The organism is Shewanella sp. SG41-3 (assembly GCF_014164545.1).
Lineage (GTDB): Bacteria > Pseudomonadota > Gammaproteobacteria > Enterobacterales > Shewanellaceae > Shewanella > Shewanella vesiculosa.
Genome location: NZ_JACJFJ010000007.1, coordinates 137,293 through 153,607 on the forward strand (window position 1 = coordinate 137,293; position 16,315 = coordinate 153,607).

General features: G+C 42.3%; 17 protein-coding genes and 1 riboswitch. Of the genes, 13 read left to right on the forward strand and 4 right to left on the reverse strand.

Going from position 1 to position 16,315, the window contains the following annotated elements; all coding sequences use genetic code 11:
- Together H5164_RS14680 and H5164_RS14685 are read right to left on the reverse strand one after the other, a co-directional pair.
- Window positions 1-690 carry a DNA-3-methyladenine glycosylase I gene (locus tag H5164_RS14680; protein WP_124016740.1) on the reverse strand — a complete coding sequence of 230 codons (690 nt, stop codon included), beginning with the start codon at window positions 688-690 and terminating at the stop codon, window positions 1-3.
- 100 nt (window positions 691-790) lie between these two features.
- Window positions 791-1,321 (reverse strand): thioesterase family protein, encoded by a 531-nt coding sequence (locus H5164_RS14685; RefSeq protein WP_182756867.1) that lies wholly within the window; start codon window positions 1,319-1,321, stop codon window positions 791-793.
- Between the two features lie 270 nt (window positions 1,322-1,591).
- Window positions 1,592-1,762, forward strand: a riboswitch (FMN riboswitch).
- Between the two features lie 93 nt (window positions 1,763-1,855).
- On the opposite strand from H5164_RS14685, the gene ribB reads away from it, so the two are divergent.
- The 6 genes from ribB to H5164_RS14715 all read left to right on the forward strand — a co-directional run bounded on the left by ribB (window position 1,856) and on the right by H5164_RS14715 (window position 4,835).
- Entirely contained in the window at window positions 1,856-2,512 is a 657-nt protein-coding gene (gene ribB, locus H5164_RS14690; RefSeq protein WP_182756869.1) for a 3,4-dihydroxy-2-butanone-4-phosphate synthase, read from the forward strand.
- A gap of 346 nt (window positions 2,513-2,858) precedes the next feature.
- Window positions 2,859-3,131 carry a hypothetical protein gene (locus H5164_RS14695; protein WP_182756871.1) on the forward strand — a complete coding sequence of 91 codons (273 nt, stop codon included), beginning with the start codon at window positions 2,859-2,861 and terminating at the stop codon, window positions 3,129-3,131.
- Window positions 3,124-3,510 carry a DUF3703 domain-containing protein gene (locus H5164_RS14700; protein ID WP_124016738.1) on the forward strand — a complete coding sequence of 129 codons (387 nt, stop codon included), beginning with the start codon at window positions 3,124-3,126 and terminating at the stop codon, window positions 3,508-3,510. Before H5164_RS14695 ends, H5164_RS14700 begins: the two co-directional genes overlap by 8 nt.
- 102 nt (window positions 3,511-3,612) lie before the next feature.
- A complete protein-coding gene (locus H5164_RS14705) occupies window positions 3,613-3,999 on the forward strand; it encodes a VOC family protein (protein WP_182698264.1) in 387 nt (128 codons plus the stop codon).
- Window positions 4,000-4,036: 37 nt separating this feature from the next.
- Window positions 4,037-4,396, forward strand: coding sequence for a MerR family transcriptional regulator (locus H5164_RS14710; protein WP_259396821.1), 360 nt, complete (start codon window positions 4,037-4,039; stop codon window positions 4,394-4,396).
- 58 nt (window positions 4,397-4,454) lie between these two features.
- The gene (locus tag H5164_RS14715) at window positions 4,455-4,835 is read left to right on the forward strand and encodes a carboxymuconolactone decarboxylase family protein (protein WP_182756873.1); all 381 of its coding nucleotides are present in this window, start codon (window positions 4,455-4,457) and stop codon (window positions 4,833-4,835) included.
- 101 nt (window positions 4,836-4,936) lie between these two features.
- Here the strand turns inward: H5164_RS14715 and H5164_RS14720 are convergent, their stop codons facing one another.
- Window positions 4,937-5,599, reverse strand: a complete 663-nt coding sequence (locus H5164_RS14720; protein WP_259396822.1) for a PilZ domain-containing protein — start codon at window positions 5,597-5,599, stop codon at window positions 4,937-4,939.
- 216 nt (window positions 5,600-5,815) lie between these two features.
- Window positions 5,816-7,855 carry an oligopeptidase A gene (gene prlC, locus H5164_RS14725; RefSeq protein ID WP_182741130.1) on the reverse strand — a complete coding sequence of 680 codons (2,040 nt, stop codon included), beginning with the start codon at window positions 7,853-7,855 and terminating at the stop codon, window positions 5,816-5,818.
- Window positions 7,856-8,325: 470 nt separating this feature from the next.
- Between prlC and H5164_RS14730 the strand changes: the two genes are divergently transcribed.
- The 7 genes from H5164_RS14730 to qatD all read left to right on the forward strand — a co-directional run bounded on the left by H5164_RS14730 (window position 8,326) and on the right by qatD (window position 15,964).
- Window positions 8,326-8,985, forward strand: coding sequence for a hypothetical protein (locus H5164_RS14730; RefSeq protein WP_259396823.1), 660 nt, complete (start codon window positions 8,326-8,328; stop codon window positions 8,983-8,985).
- A gap of 72 nt (window positions 8,986-9,057) precedes the next feature.
- Window positions 9,058-9,579, forward strand: coding sequence for a hypothetical protein (locus H5164_RS14735; RefSeq protein ID WP_182756877.1), 522 nt, complete (start codon window positions 9,058-9,060; stop codon window positions 9,577-9,579).
- Window positions 9,580-9,667: 88 nt separating this feature from the next.
- Window positions 9,668-11,026 carry a glutathione-disulfide reductase gene (gorA, locus tag H5164_RS14740; RefSeq protein WP_182756878.1) on the forward strand — a complete coding sequence of 453 codons (1,359 nt, stop codon included), beginning with the start codon at window positions 9,668-9,670 and terminating at the stop codon, window positions 11,024-11,026.
- Window positions 11,027-11,255: 229 nt separating this feature from the next.
- On the forward strand, window positions 11,256-13,016 hold the full coding sequence (locus H5164_RS14745) for a P-loop NTPase fold protein (protein ID WP_072068797.1): 1,761 nt from the start codon (window positions 11,256-11,258) through the stop codon (window positions 13,014-13,016).
- The gene (locus H5164_RS14750; RefSeq protein WP_072068796.1) at window positions 13,016-13,903 is read left to right on the forward strand and encodes a hypothetical protein; all 888 of its coding nucleotides are present in this window, start codon (window positions 13,016-13,018) and stop codon (window positions 13,901-13,903) included. The genes H5164_RS14745 and H5164_RS14750 overlap by 1 nt, the downstream gene beginning before the upstream one ends.
- Window positions 13,896-15,230 (forward strand): Qat anti-phage system QueC-like protein QatC, encoded by a 1,335-nt coding sequence (gene qatC / locus H5164_RS14755; protein WP_175233959.1) that lies wholly within the window; start codon window positions 13,896-13,898, stop codon window positions 15,228-15,230. The genes H5164_RS14750 and qatC overlap by 8 nt, the downstream gene beginning before the upstream one ends.
- A complete protein-coding gene (gene qatD / locus H5164_RS14760; RefSeq protein ID WP_182756880.1) occupies window positions 15,227-15,964 on the forward strand; it encodes a Qat anti-phage system TatD family nuclease QatD in 738 nt (245 codons plus the stop codon). The genes qatC and qatD overlap by 4 nt, the downstream gene beginning before the upstream one ends.
- Window positions 15,965-16,315 lie beyond the last annotated feature (351 nt).

A 16,315-nucleotide genomic window follows, 5' to 3' on the forward strand; every position in this document is an offset into this window, starting at 1 on the left:
TTAAACGCGATTATCGCCCACGCCCAATGAAATCGTCCGGCTAATTTGCGCCAAGCTCATGCCCGACTCTTGTTGCCAATGATTAAAAGCCGCTTGGGTTTGGCGTAAAGCAGTTTGCGATGTAAAGCCAGCATCAACCACGTTATGGCCAGTTAAATAGGCTTGAACATCTTGGCTTAATAAAAAGGTATCTTTACCAATTGCCCGTAAAAAATAGGGCCCAGTATTACCGCCTAAACGAGTGCCGCGCTTTTTAAGCACTTGCCATAAACCGGTAATATCATCGCTTGGCCAATGAGCAATAAACTCCGCAAAACTTCCATGCTCTTGGTTAATGTGTTGGATCATATAGGCATTATCAACAATCGCCTGTGTTTTCTTTTGATGACGAATAAGCTCAGGGTCGGTTGCACGCTGTTGAATTTGATCGGGTGAAAGCATCAGTACCTTCATCGGCTCAAAACCAAAAAAAGCTTTCTCATAGGCAGGCCATTTGTTATCAACCACTCGCCACACAAATCCACTTTGAAACACCCGCTTGCTCATCACAGACAGCAATTGAGCATCAGTATATTGGCTGATTTCGTCAATATCGAGAGTATCCGGTAACATCGACTTCACTACCGCAGGTCCGCCTTTACGCTCACAGGCTCGAGCCCAAATATCGCTGAATTTTTCTAACCTTGCCACGCTTCACCCTCACTACAATATCAATTATATAAACACTCATCACTGGTACGTAATCTTGTACCATCCAGTTTACTTTAGAATGTTATTCACATAGTGATAATTAAATATTACGTTGTTTTTTAAGCTGTAAAAACTGTTTCCACTTAACCACTTCCGCTGGCATCTCTGGCACATCGCCAGTGAAACCGGCCGCCGCAATTAAGGTTTCTATCGGCACTTGTTTACCCCGACACATAAATACACCGCGTACATGAGCAATACAATGTAAGCCGCGCACGGTGTGCATCCGATGCTCAATATAAAAATACTTTTCATCCCAGCCGACAATTTTGGTGTTTATGGTAAATTTTTCAAATGGCTTAATATCGCGGATATAAGTAAACTCAGCAGCATTCACAATGGGTAACCATCTGTTTTTTAAAAATGCCTTCATCAAGCCCATTTCGGCTATCAAATAAGTGCGGGCTAGATCCATAAAGGCTGGATAGCGGGAATTAGTCAGGTGTAAATTGATGTCACAATCTAAAGGCAACACACGATAATCAATCCGGCTATTACCTAAAAAACCGATGCGTTTACAATGCCTTATCCGCCATATAAACAACCAAATAAAACGAAAATACAAATTCATTAACTGTGACTCCTGATATAAACGCATCAGGCTAACAAAGGTCATACCAGTGAGCAAGCTCGTTCAACTCAGTAAACAATAGATATTTGCATCCAGTGATTAAGATAACTGAACCTAGGTATTGCTGCGCTGTAAAATAAGCATTAGTAATGCTTTATTACATTAATGAGACCGATACCCCTTTTCATCTTAATCTTAACTGATTAACATAGTTGCGTGTTTTGCTGAGCCAGCAGTCTGAGCTTAGATGTTTAACACACACATATTGTTTTTAATTCTCAGGGCGGGGCGCAATTCCCCACCGGCGGTATACTTGAAAAAGTGAGCCCGCGAGCGCTCGATTCGTCGAGGTCAGCAGATCTGGTGACTTAGGTATTTACTCATGAGTAATGTCTAACAGTCCAGAGCCGACGGTTATAGTCCGGATGAGAGAGAATAGAGATACATCAATTAGCCTAGGCTATTGATGCAATTTGTTTTGGATTTAGATCCCTCTTTACAAGCCCTGATTCTGGTCATTTTAGGAGTACAACCATGAATCAGCTATCACTACTTGCCGAATTTGGCGAACCAATCACCCGTGTAGAAAATGCATTAGCAGCGCTTAGAGAAGGCCGAGGCGTATTACTACTCGATGATGAAGACCGCGAAAATGAAGGCGACATTATTTATTCTGTCGAGCACTTAACCACAGCCCAAATGGCATTAATGATCCGCGAATGCAGCGGCATTGTGTGTTTATGCTTAACCGACGACCACGCCAACAAGTTACAATTGCCGCCAATGGTTATCAATAACAACAGCGCCAACCAAACTGCGTTTACCATCTCCATTGAAGCAAAGCATGGAGTGACCACTGGCGTTTCCGCTCAAGATCGTGTTACCACCATTAAAACTGCGGCAAACCGCGATGCCAAAGCATCAGACTTGGCTCATCCTGGACACGTATTCCCATTACGTGCTCGCGCTGGCGGAGTAATGTCTCGTCGTGGTCATACCGAAGGCACCGTCGACTTAATGCAAATGGCAGGCTTAATGCCAGCTGGCGTATTATGCGAACTGGCCAACGAAGATGGCAGCATGGCCAAAACACCAGAAATTATCGCCTTTGGCCTTAAGCACAACATGCCTGTACTCACCATCGAAGACATGGTGATGTACCGCAACCAGTACGATTTAAAACTGGCATAATATGTTACTAATACGTCATTCATAAGCAGACTTATCTGCAGTGAATGAAGATGAAATAACAAGATTAAGAGGTGCTAAGCACCTCTTTTTTTATGCTTGAAATCATGAAGATTATAGAAAATAAGGCCTTATGAGTTAATCCTTGTATGACTTGTTATTTGCCATACATAACCTCTCCTCCTCACCCCAAGGACTACCACCGCATAACTCTCATTTGAACTCAACGAGTATGTTTAAGTTATGCAATACTTTACATTGCAGACTGAAAAAAGCAGGATAAATAACCTCAACAGATATTGCTCACGGCTATCCTTGAGAGTTAGCCAACATGAAATAAAGGACGCTCATGAGTAAATGGAATACCACTAGCACACTCTCGCTGTACTTAACGCTAATCTGCTCAATTAGTGTAGTCAGTTTTGTGACATATTCGTTGGAAGATAATTTTACCGGGTTATCTGACTTACCGCGTATCGTTGATATCGGTATTTATGCCGCCCTAATGACAGCGCTTTATTATTTTTTTGCTCAACTTTTTAACTGGTTGTACTCTGAAGTTCAAAAAATAACGACGAAAATTCAACTGAGGATAATAAATTGGAGAGGTAACATTGAATAGTTATACCAAAAATATCACTCCTTACGTGCAAGAGCAGTTATCTAAAGCAGACCAATCCGACCGTTTAGGTAATGTTGCAGATTCATTTGTTTATCTTGAGAATGCTCACGTGCTTGGGCAGGAATCAACCTATTGGCATGTAAAAGTGCATTATTTAATGCTGCGTTGGGCAATAAAACAGCGTGATATGAATGAAGCCATAGGTCAAATGATTCGTATCATTGGGGCGGTTTTATTCACTGCAATAAAAGGCGTACCAACGGGGAACACTGGCGGTAGCAATGTTAGTCTCGTAAAAGTCATGCCCATTAAACCAGAGCATGCCGAGATCATAGCGAAAGTAAAAAAACAACATAACTCAACGAGCGAAAAAGATTAATAGACGCCTTTGCTACATCATACTGTAAGCCAATAATGGAATGTTAAATACATTACCAGGTAACGCAAAGACATCTCTAAACATGGTACATGGGAGGTTCACATGAAACGAGTCACAGGTATCGGCGGCATATTTTTTAAAGCAAAAGATGCACCTGCATTACAAGCTTGGTACAAGCGTCATCTCGGCATTGATGTTCAGGAATGGGGCGGCACGGCTTTCTCTTGGAGCGACTCAAATAACAAGCCCGTAGGTGGAACGACTATCTGGGCGGTGAGTTCAGAGAAAAGCGACCAATTTTCCCCAAGCCAAGCCCCATTTATGATCAATTACCGAGTTGAAGACCTCAAAGCTGTCGTCGCAGCCCTAAAAACTGAAGGCTGTAACGTCCTCGATAAGATAGATGAGTCTGAATTTGGCAAGTTTGCGTGGGTGATCGATCCTGAAGGTAATAAAGTCGAATTATGGCAACCGCCTTTAGGTCAATAATTATGCTGAATGTTGCCATTTGCAGGGTAAAAAATAAATGATGAACATGAAAGCATTTTCGACGTTAGCCGGATTATCTTCTTATACGCTGCGATATTATGAAAAAGTCGGTTTACTCAACAAGATTCAGCGAAACAGCAGTGGCCATCGAGTCTACACAGCTAAAGATTTAGCCTGGATTACGTTTATCAAACGCCTGAAAGACACTGGCATGCCTTTAGTAAAAATTCAAGAATACGCCCAATTGCGAGCATTAGGGCAAAGTACAGTGTTAGATCGCCAACAACTACTTGAGCATCACAAAGACCAGTTGCAAGCTCACATTGAACGCCAGCAACAACATTTACTGGCGCTAGAAAACAAAATTAGTTTGTATAAAGCCAATAAAGTCAGTTGACTTAGAGTTAACTTTAACTTGTAAGGTGTGACTTCTACTTATCGATAGGAGTACATCAATGCCAAATTCAAGATTCACTTTAGGCATGGAACAGTTGTCAAAAATTGACGGCGAAGCAGGTCATAATGTTATCGAAAGCCTGCAAGATATCTGCCCTGACTTAGCCCGATTTACCATTGAATATCCGTTTGGCGATATATATACCCGACCCGGTTTGGATGTAAAGGCGCGAGAAATAGCCACTGTTGCCGCACTGACCGCATTAGGTAATTGTAAACCTCAGCTCAAGGTTCATCTGAGTGCGGCTTTAAATGTCGGTTGCAGCGAAGAGGAAGTAAAAGAAGTATTATTACAAATGTCAGTATATGCTGGTTTTCCTGCGGCATTAAACGCTATGTTCGCCTTTAAAGAAGTGCTTCAAGAGCGAAAACCAGAATAAACAAGTTGCGATTAATTATGAGTCCATAACAAAGACCAGCTTAAGAGCCGCTTATGCTCCAACACTGACGTTAACGAAATGATTATGCCCAAGACTCTAGCTTATAACTCAATAGAAAGCTGGTTCAATATGGCCCTAACTTGTTCATCATCCTCTGCAAATTGAATACCTACGTTAACTTTTCCGTTCTCAAAGCGACTATTGCACACCTTCGCGGGAATGGTTATTTCAGTATCGTTGGGTGAACGCATAATGATGAAAATATCTTTCGGATTAACTTTAACTTTCGAGTTATCAGTTTTGAATACAAAACCACAGCCTTTGGCAGAAATATCCGAAATAATGCCTTTTAATTGGGATAGTTTTTTTACATCATCATCGTCTCTTGTGACAATAGATGCAGGTATATGAGTCACAAAACGTTGATGAGTGCGAAGCTGACGGTTTTCTATTTTAGCGGGATAACTTAAGAAGATAAATTTTTCAGGGATTTTAGTGATATTTCTAATGGTCGATCGAAATGCATAACACTCGCCTTGCTGGCCCTCCAATAAATAACGAACCACCACAACATTACCTTCCACAAGCACATCACTGTAGTTACTCATATTCTGAGGAGCTGGATGCTTGAGGATAATATATTGACCTAGATCGTACCCGACCAACATTGCTTTAAGACGCAATTTAACGGGATGGTCGATCTGTAAATCAACAATTTTTCCGGGAGTTAACTCGAAAAATATAGCGTTGGGTGTGGTTGTCAATGTTCTGGATCCATGGGAGTTTGATGATAAATTTACAACCGTAAATGTATGCTGTGAATAAAACCAAAACAATAGTTATACACAGTTTAAAACTAAAAAGATGTCGCCAAATTAAATTAATTAAATCTTTATTGAATATTCGTTACTCAATAAAGATTAATTAGTCAGTTAATAAGAGGCACGAGTTAAGTACCTCTTATGTTTGAATCCATCCAATTACACCGCAATACCACTGTGACGCAGTAACGCATCAGTGTTTGGTTCGCGGCCCATAAAGCGTTTAAATAACGCCATCGGCTCTTCACTGCCGCCCATCTCAAGAATGTTGTTTAAAAAGCTTCTACCAGTGTCAGCATTAAAAATACCTTCGGCTTCAAAACGCGAAAAAGCATCAGCGGAGAGTACTTCGGCCCATTTATAACTATAGTAACCTGCCGCATAACCACCAGCAAAAATATGAGCAAAACCATGCTGAAAACGATTAAAGCTCGGTGGGGTTAATACCGCAATCTGGCTGCGTACTTGGTCTAAAATGCCTTGAATATCGACACCTTTTGCTGGGTCAAATTCGTGATGCATTCTAAAGTCAAATAATGAAAACTCAAGTTGGCGCACCATCATCATGCCAGACTGGAAGTTTTTAGCTGCTAGCATTTTATCCAGCAAGGCTTTTGGTAATGGTTCACCAGTTTCATAATGACCAGAAATTTCCGCTAACGCCTCTTCTTGCCAGCACCAGTTCTCCATAAACTGGCTTGGTAACTCTACTGCATCCCAAGGCACACCATTGATACCAGACACGCCACCAACATCTACCTTGGTGAGCATATGGTGAATGCCGTGGCCAAACTCATGGAACAAAGTGGTTACTTCATCATGGGTAAATAATGCCGGTTTGCCATCCACTGGGCCATTAAAGTTACAAGTTAAATACGCTACCGGTTTTTGCAAACCCGTAGAGGTCATACGGCGACCGCGACAATCATCCATCCATGCGCCGCCACGCTTACCGCTGCGAGCATATAAATCTAAGTAGAAGCTACCGCGGTGGTGTTTTTGATCATCAAAAATATCAAAGAAACGCACGTCTTTATGCCAAGTGTCGACACCTTTCTGCTCACTAATAGTTAAACCGAATAAACGGTTTACAGTATAAAATAAACCTGACAAGACTTTATCTTCAGGGAAGTACGGGCGTAATATTTCTTGTGACACTTGGTATTTATGCTGTTGCAGTTTTTCAGCGTAAAAACTTAAGTCCCATGATGCCATTTCGCTCACGTCATAATGCTCTTTAGCAAACGCACGTAGCTCGGCTAATTCAGTGGCAGCTTGATCTTTAGAACGCTCGCCTAATTCATTTAAAAAGCCCAGTACTTGCGCTGGATTTTCTGCCATTTTAGTGGCTAATGATTTATCAGCGTAGCTAGCAAAGCCGAGTAAATTAGCTAACTCGTGACGCAGTGCGACGATTTCATTCATATTGTTGGTGTTATCAAACTCACCAGCATTAGGGCCTTGATCAGACGCACGAGTCACAAATGCACGGTAACATTCTTCACGTAACTCACGATTTTCGCTGTAGGTCATCACAGGTAAATAAGACGGGAAATCAAGTGTGAATAACCAACCTTTTAGCTCTTTGGCATCCGCCATTGCTTTCGCAGCTGAAATCGCTGATTCCGGTAAACCGGCTAAATCGGCTTGGTCAGTAATCAACTTGGTCCACGCTTCGGTAGCATCTAACAGTTGATTAGAAAAGTGACTAGTTAACTCAGATAAACGTTTAACAATCTCACCATAACGTGCTTTTTGGTTATCGTCTAAGCCGATACCAGACAATTCAAAATCGAGTAAGCTTTGCTCTATGACCATTTTTTGCGCTTGGGTTAACGCAGTAAATTCAGCAGATTGATGGATAGATTTGTACGCTTCGTACAAGCCCTGATGTTGACCAACATAAGTGCCGTAATCAGACAAAAGCGGCAAGCAAGCATCGTGTGCATCGCGTAATTCATCACTACTGATCACTGAGTTCATGTGTGACACAGGTGACCATGCTTTACTTAATTGATCATCGATTTCTTCAAGGGGTGCAATTAGATTATCCCAAGTGTATGAGCTATTTTTAGCTAATAGCTCATCAATGGTTTCACGACATTTGGCAATCGCTTGCTCAACAGCAGGCTGAATGTGTTCAGGTTTGATTTTTGAAAATTCTGGTAATTCTGCGCCACTTAGCAATGGATTGCTCATAAAGATTCCTCGAAATATTTCGCGTGAGTATTTAGCTTATATTGGGTTAAATAATGCCATTTTCAAGCATTGGAGCAATTTATCCTAACAAATATAACCAGCATTTCTAATACACCCGATGATATTTCCATTGCCCATTTTCGAGGGTACTCTCGCAGATCCATTACAGCATATGCTTTCTGCTTAACCGATTTATCAAGAGAATAGAATGACCAAGCTCCCACTTTAATTTGCTACTTGAGCAAAATATCTAATATTGAACAGAAGTCTCAAATAAGACTTATTATCATTTAATTAATTTTTAAAAAGGCTAACATACGCGGCATCAACATCTCTCTAGCAACATTGTAACTATGAGCAAGATAAATATGCCCTTTGATTGTTACCTGCCAAGTCAGAAGCATTGTGTCTGCTATTTTTGGGTTGCTCTCTTTATTGTAATAACGTTTCCCTTAACATCCGCGCTTACCATGGCAGACGACCAGCCAATAATGGCGTTCGATGTTGCCTGGAATGATCATTATATTAGCCAAGGACGCAATAACTTAGCCAACGGTGGGATTGTTTGGGGTGTCGCCAGTGTTGCACAAAATAACTTAGTCGCTTTCGCCATTGCTGGACGCGCAACTCAAGTTCACTATATTGAATGGAATGCAGGTATAGAATACACCCTCCAACTTCATGATGAAGTTAATCTCTCCCTGGGTTATCAGCGCCTAGAGTGTTATGGCGCTGAATGCACATCTGACAATGAATTTTTCAGTTCATTAACCTATAACGGTATTCGCTGGCTGGTACCAACCATTAACTACACGTTTGCCACTGAAGCGGCGGGCTACTTTGTGGAGCTCAGTTTACACAGTCCATGGGATATTAACGAGCGGCTCACATTAACCCCCTATTTAGTACATGGCGTTGATTTTCAGTACAGCAGCGAACAACACAATGGCGCTAACCATGTGCAATTTGGTTTAGAAGCACTGTACCAATTAACAGCTAACCTAACGGTCTCAGCACAACTTAGCCGCACTATTGCTCTAGAGGACATCAAGCTGCAAGCCCGTACCGAAAATCATCAAGGCAGTCTAGATACAACCTATACAGGTGTGCACATAGGCTGGACGTTTTGAAGCATTAGGCTCGCAATTTAATCATCTGCGACTACACTTAATGACCAAGATTAAGCTATGCAAGGAACGCATATGTTTACCCGCCAAGTGCAATTCGCCACTTTATGTGCCGTACAATGGATAACCTTATTAAGTGCTCCAATATTGTGTGCTGGAGAACTCAGTGAGTTAACTCAAGCATCGACGAATAAAGCCGTATCACTCACTAATGACAATGCCAAAAACTTACCACTGCAATCTGCCAGTGATAGCCAAGGTAATACGATTAGCTTACCCAGCGACACCCGCTCAGCATTAGAATATCGCGCCGATGAAATCTACCTCAAACCTAGCCTACAAAAGCTTATTAAAGCCAACCAACAAACTAATACCACCTCACGCCAAGCTGGCATCAATGTTGTGGACGATCCTAGCTGTCGTTGGCTAAATAACCGTATAAAGCACTTAACCAAACAACAAAGACAAAATCAAAACAGTCAATTTAGTCATTATCAAGATGAAATTGATATTAGAAAAAGTGAATGGACCTGTCTTAAGTGCGCAACTACCGGTCCCAATGACGTTGACCGAGGGGAGTGCCAACATAAACGCTGACTCATTTAGCATAAAGCATTGAGCTAACGACTAGATTGCAAACACAATCCCCCCTACAATGGACGCATTAACCGTAGTGGAGATCATCATGGCTCAACATTTTGACTATATCGCGCTTGGCGCAGGCAGTGGTGGTATTGCCTCTGCAAACCGTGCAGCAATGCGTGGTGCAAAAGTATTAATTATTGAAGCAAATCAGGTTGGCGGCACTTGCGTAAACCTTGGTTGTGTCCCCAAAAAAGTCATGTGGTATGGCGCTCATATTGCCGAAGCACTTAACCTTTACGCCAAAGACTATGGTTTTGACGTTACCGTCAACAAATTCGATTGGAACACTCTAGTTGATAGCCGTGAAGCATATATTAGGCGCATTCATGATGCCTATGGCCGTGGTTTTGCCAACAATAACGTGACCTTATTAGACGGCTATGGCCGCTTCGTCAATAACAACACCATTGAAGTCAATGGTGAGCATTACACAGCCGACCATATTATGGTTGCTACTGGTGGTGCACCGACGATTCCTGATATTCCAGGCGCCGAATACGGTATCGACTCAGACGGTTTCTTCGCTTTACGCGAGCAACCTAAACGCGTTGCTGTGGTAGGTGCGGGTTATATTGCGGTTGAAGTTGCCGGGGTATTACATGCCCTAGGTAGCGAGACTCACTTATTGGTGCGTAAGCATGCTCCACTTCGCAACTTCGATCCTATTCTAGCGGATGCATTAGTCGATGCTATGGCCGCTGATGGTCCAACGCTGCACACCCATAGTGTACCTAAGTCGGTCAGTAAGAATGTCGATGGCAGTGTCACCTTAGAATTAGAAAATGGCGAAAGCTTAACAGTTGATTGCTTAATTTGGGCCATTGGCCGCTCACCATCAACGGGTAATATCGGTCTAGAAAATACCGACGTGCAGTTAGATGCAAAAGGCTACGTCATTACTGATGAACAACAAAATACTACCGCAAAAGGGATTTATTGTGTTGGCGACATTATGGCAGGTGGTGTTGAATTAACCCCTGTTGCCGTTAAAGCGGGTCGTTTATTGTCAGAGCGTTTATTTGGTAACATGCCCGATGCAAAAATGGATTACAGCTTAATTCCTACTGTAGTCTTTAGCCATCCACCCATAGGTACTATGGGCTTAACAGAGCCTGAAGCGGCTGAAAAATATGGCCAAGACAATATTAAGGTTTATACCTCAACATTTACTTCAATGTACTCTGCAGTAACCGCACATCGCCAAGCCTGTAAAATGAAGCTAGTGTGTGCAGGTGATAATGAAGTCGTCGTTGGTATTCACGGTATCGGCTTTGGTATGGACGAAATACTACAAGGCTTTGGCGTGGCCATGAAAATGGGCGCGACTAAAGCAGATTTTGACTCAGTAGTAGCAATACACCCAACGGGTGCTGAAGAATTTGTTACTATGAGGGGTTAATGTCGAAAACCCACCTACACACTTTCGTACTGTAGAAAAGCTGAGAGGCCAGAGCATCGTTCTCTGGCCTTTACTGGCTCATCGATACTTCCCCCCAAGCTTGCTAGTTCAAAACTCCTTGCAAAATGTGTGGCTAACTTCATTGACCAAACTTTAGTTATGCCACAAAGTGACTATATAAATAATGACGATTGAGAGTCGCTAAGGGACGCTAAATAGGGATATAAAGATGTGGTCTGATAAAGAATCAAATATTGATTTTCTGAATTTCAATGAAACTGCCGAATCCATCAAAGATCTAATTACTGAAAAAAATCTTATGCCAATAAGTGTTGGTGTGTTTGGAGATTGGGGAGCTGGAAAGTCCACCGTTTTAGAACTAACAAAGTCTGCACTTGTAAGCGACAAGGACGATTATATCCAAGTAAGTTTCGATGCTTGGATGTTCCAAGGTTACGACGATGCCAAAGCTGCATTATTAGAGACAATCGCGGAAACACTCGTCAAACAAGCCAAGGCAGATCAAAGCTTGAGCGAAAAGGCCAAAGATTTTGCTGGGCGTGTAAACAAAATCAGACTTATGGGACTTCTGATGGATGCAGGCAGTCTCGCAGCAGGTGTCCCAACGTTTGGTGGGTTCCAAAAGCTGTTCGGAATGTTCAGTGGAGGAGAAGACGGCGAATATGATTTCGATGATGTTAAGGATGGGGTCGAAGGTGCTAAAGAGATTGCTGACAAAAACAAAGACCTCCTTAGCAAGAAAAAGGATTTTTCTCCACCCAAAGAAATCAAAGAGTTCAGACAAGCATACTCAGATCTTCTTGCCGAGTTTGATAAGCCATTAATTGTCTACGTTGATAATTTAGACCGTTGCTCGCCTTACAACGCGATTTCAACGCTAGAAGCCATTCGCCTTTTCTTGTTTCTGCCCAATACAGCATTTGTAATAGCAGCCGATGAAGACATGATTCGTCTCGCAGTCAGTGAATACCACAAGGGTTCATCTCAACGGCATCAAACTGACTATTTAGACAAACTGATTCAAATACCTATACATGTCCCACGCCCTGGTACTTTAGAAATTAGGGCCTATTTGTTAATGCTGGTTGCACTTGATCACGGTGTCAAAGGCGATGAATTAGAGACTCTACGAGATGCCCTTGAAAAAAATCTGAAAATGTCTTGGAAAGAGGAAGCAATAACCATAGATGATTTGCTTGATGGGAAAAATATTCTGGGGGATCCTGAGTTAAGGAATAAGTTTGTCGTTGCAGAACAACTCGCACCTCTATTAGCTGAATCAACCAACATAAATGGTAACCCGCGAATAGTTAAGCGCCTTCTTAATCAAGTGAGAATCAGAAGAAAGACGGCGCTCCGGCGCGGCATGCAATTAGATGAGAAAACGATAACCAAACTAGTTATCTTTGAACGCTGCCTTGGAACAAGAGCCAGTAACAAGCTTTACCAAATGATTGATAGCGAAAACGGCAAACCAAAGGTTTTAGCTGAACTTGAAGCTGCCGAAGCCAACATCGAGGACATAAAACTGCCTGAAGAGTGGCAGTCAGAGAAAAAGTTTCTGGCTAAATGGGCAAAACTGCCGCCTAAATTCTCTGATATTGATCTGACCCCAGCTCTGTACCTGAGTAAAGAAAATGTTCCTATGGGAGCTTTTGGAACTGTTATGTCGGGAGCAGCTCAAAAACTCGTAGTGGCATTATTGAAGCAGGCCCAACGAATCAGCCAAGCAAGTACTTTAGCAATAGAAGAAACTCCGCCAGAAGACTACATGCCTGCAATGGATGCGGTGCTAGAAAAGCTGAGGCCAATTGCAGATTGGAGCAAACGTCCTGACGGTATTTTTGGGGCGCGATTGCTCGCTGAAAAAGATATTCGGTGCAAAGCCACTTTCTTGGATTTTATGAAGCACCTACCGCAAGAGCGTTGGATGAAACCAATAATAGAAGAATTAGAAGGAGCTAAATAATGGGAACATCAGCCTCATCCAGGGGACCTAAAGATAAAAATCCCCTCGTACCACCATGGGCAGAAGGTGGAAATGGATTAACAATTAGTCCAGCTACTGATACAGATGGAGACGTGAACGTCGGTGATGGTGGCGGCCAAGATAAAGATGGTGCTGACAATAGCCAAGAAGTTGATAACAATGCGGTGCAGCAAGAAATTGGTCCATCGTCTCAAGCACAACCACCTGCGAGCAGATACAAAAGTGCGAGACAGGCATTCGGTAAATATGCTGGTACAGGTGGCACAAGTTCAGATCTTAGGCGCTCCCTAAAACATTACTCTAAAAACTCTTCCGGTGGCGGGAAAGGGACAAGTCGAAGACTTGCCAGTGGTATAACCGCAGGCGCTGGACTCGTAGGAATGATGCGAGGGGACAGCGTTACTGTTGGTGACCAGTCCTTATCTCTTAAGGACCTTCGAGGTCTAACTACTGATCAAGCGATTGATCGCATTGCCTCTCATTTAGCACCAGATAACTCAGATTCTGACTCGGTGCGCATTGCTCTAAATTACGCTTTAGAAGAAGCACTTCCTGACACTCAAGACTTCGATCCTGCAAGTTTCACTGACGAGGTAATCCAAGAAGCAATCTCCTGTTATTTAACTGACTTAATTTTTCAAGATGTAGTCACAGGAATGGGAGAAGCATGGTTCAAAGCAGAGGTAGCAACTAAGCATCACAAAATGGAAAGCGAGTTAAGGGAGCTGATTAAAGTGATAGCACAACAAGAAATGGACAAAGCGACAAACGGTAATCCAAGTAATATCACCAAGAACAACATCAAGAAAATTCAAATCGAGGCAATATCAAAAACTGTAGACCATTGGGAGAAATTCAATGACTGATTTTTACTTCCATCACGACCCCGATAAGCTTCCTGAGTACTCAGGCAAATGCCACCCGGTGCAAATTTTTGATAGCCATCCACTAAATAAGTATAAATGCAGTCACGCATCGAAAGAGTTGCTCACCAAGATTAGAAAGCTTGGGGTTGAGATTAATCCCGATGCACTTGATTTGGTAACTATCGCAACAGCAGTTACTTCGGCAGAGACATTTGAGCCAAGAGAGAATGCGCCAAATTCTTGGTCACGAATCTTAAATCTCCACATACCGGTATTGGCTCCAGATAAGTGGGAAGCAGTAGCAAAAAGACTTGAATCACTGTTAGGTTTTTTAACTGGCGATCAATGGAAATTATCTTTTATCAAGTCGGAGTTAGGAATACCTAAGCCAATAAATAGCAAGCAGTCCAAGATTTCGGCGGACTCATTAAAAGGATTGAATACGGTCTGTCTTTTTTCTGGAGGGTTAGATAGCGCAGTTGGAGCGATTGATATTCTCAATGGTCACTCTGAAATCCGTCCGATGCTTGTAAGCCACGCATATCGAGCTGATGGAGCGAAACAGCAAGATATAAAAAAACTGCTAAAAAAGCCATTTGGGGAGTTTTCATATTCAATAGCCCCTCAATTATCAGGTCAGGCTAAGCATGCTAACGATACCAGCATGAGGGGGAGAAGCTTTAATTTTTTAGCAATGGCTGTATTAGGGATTACGGCACTTAGGAAAGCAAATAACGATGATACTATCTCTCAGATTATTGTGCCTGAAAATGGATATATATCGATTAATCCGCCGTTAACTCGCAGGCGCATTGGAAGCCATAGCACTCGAACAACTCACCCAAATTTTCTATCTCAGTTAGAATTATTGCTTAACGATGTTGGATTTAATATTCACTTAATAAACCCGTACCAGTTTAAAACCAAAGGCGAAATGCTAGCTGAGTGCGTTGATCAAGACGCTGTTAAAAAAGCGATACCATTAAGTGTATCTTGCAGCCACTGGCATAGAGAACATATACAATGTGGTTATTGCCTTCCATGTCTAGTCAGGCGAGCTTCCATATTTCATGCTGGCTTTACAAAAGATGCTGACTATGCGGTTCCACGACTTACAAGTATATTGAACGAATCAGAGAAAAGAGACGACGTTCATGCAGTACAGACTGCAATAATTCGATTAAAGAAGAGCCCTGACTACATGGCTTGGTTACGCCAGTCTGGCCCCTTACCACAGAATAAAGAGACACGCGAAGAACTGGAGTCTACAGTGAAAAGAGGTTTGGCAGAAATTGAAGCATTTTTGAAATCGGTCAAACTAGCATGATGGATCTGCATTGCCATGTCGATTTGTACCCAGATCACCGCAAGGTACTTAATGACTTGAGAGAATGCAATTACTATGTGCTGTCTGTTACAACTGTGCCATCCGCTTGGAGAGGCACAGTTAAACTTACTGAAGGTATTGCCCGTTGTAAGACTGCTTTAGGGTTGCACCCACAGCTTGCCCACTTGAGAAAGCATGAGCTAGCAATCTTCGATGAGTTAATAGGTGAAACTAGATACATAGGAGAGATTGGTCTGGATGGTTCAAAGGGTTACCTACCCTACATCGAGGATCAACTCCACGTATTCAACCATATTCTTGAAAAGTGCTCTCAGTTCAATGACAAAATTCTATCTATTCATAGCCTAAACGCTACAGAACAAGTCATCGATTGTTTGAAAAAACACCCTCTATCAGGAACCCCAATACTTCATTGGTTTTTAGGAACCAAAAAGCAAGTACAGGAAGCAACCGAACACGGCTGTTTTTTCTCTGTCGGCCCGGCAATGTTGAATTCAAATCGGGGAATGAAAGTTGCGTCGTGGTTACCGCCAGATCGTGTATTACTCGAAACTGATGGTCCATTTGCAAAAGTGGATAATTCCGCACTGTTACCCTCACAAGCCAGACTTGCTATTCATGAGTTGTCTTTGTTGTGGAAAGTTAGCACCGAGGATGCTGTTGTTCAACTTAAACGAAATCTGGTGTTATTGTTGAATGGTGGCATAACATAGAATTGTAAAACTTATGACTACTAGTCCGCGTGTTAAATACTGGCATAGCGTATCTGCTTTAAGTGAAAATTAATGGTGTTCATGCAGCTAGGACCCCATACAAATTTAAACCCAGAACTGACGAGTTATAGATTACAAATCTAACTAGAGGATGTCCCTAAACGTGTTCATTGGATCGTCAAGATAACCCGCATGATGCACTGTACCTCTCCCTCCGCTTAATCCAATTTTACTTGAACACTACAGGGGCTACTCCATTAGGCCTAGGACAGAACCTTACAAGTATCCCAAAAACTTTCACATGTGAAAGTTCTAACAGCGTTCTCTAATCACACAGCAAGCGCTCAAACT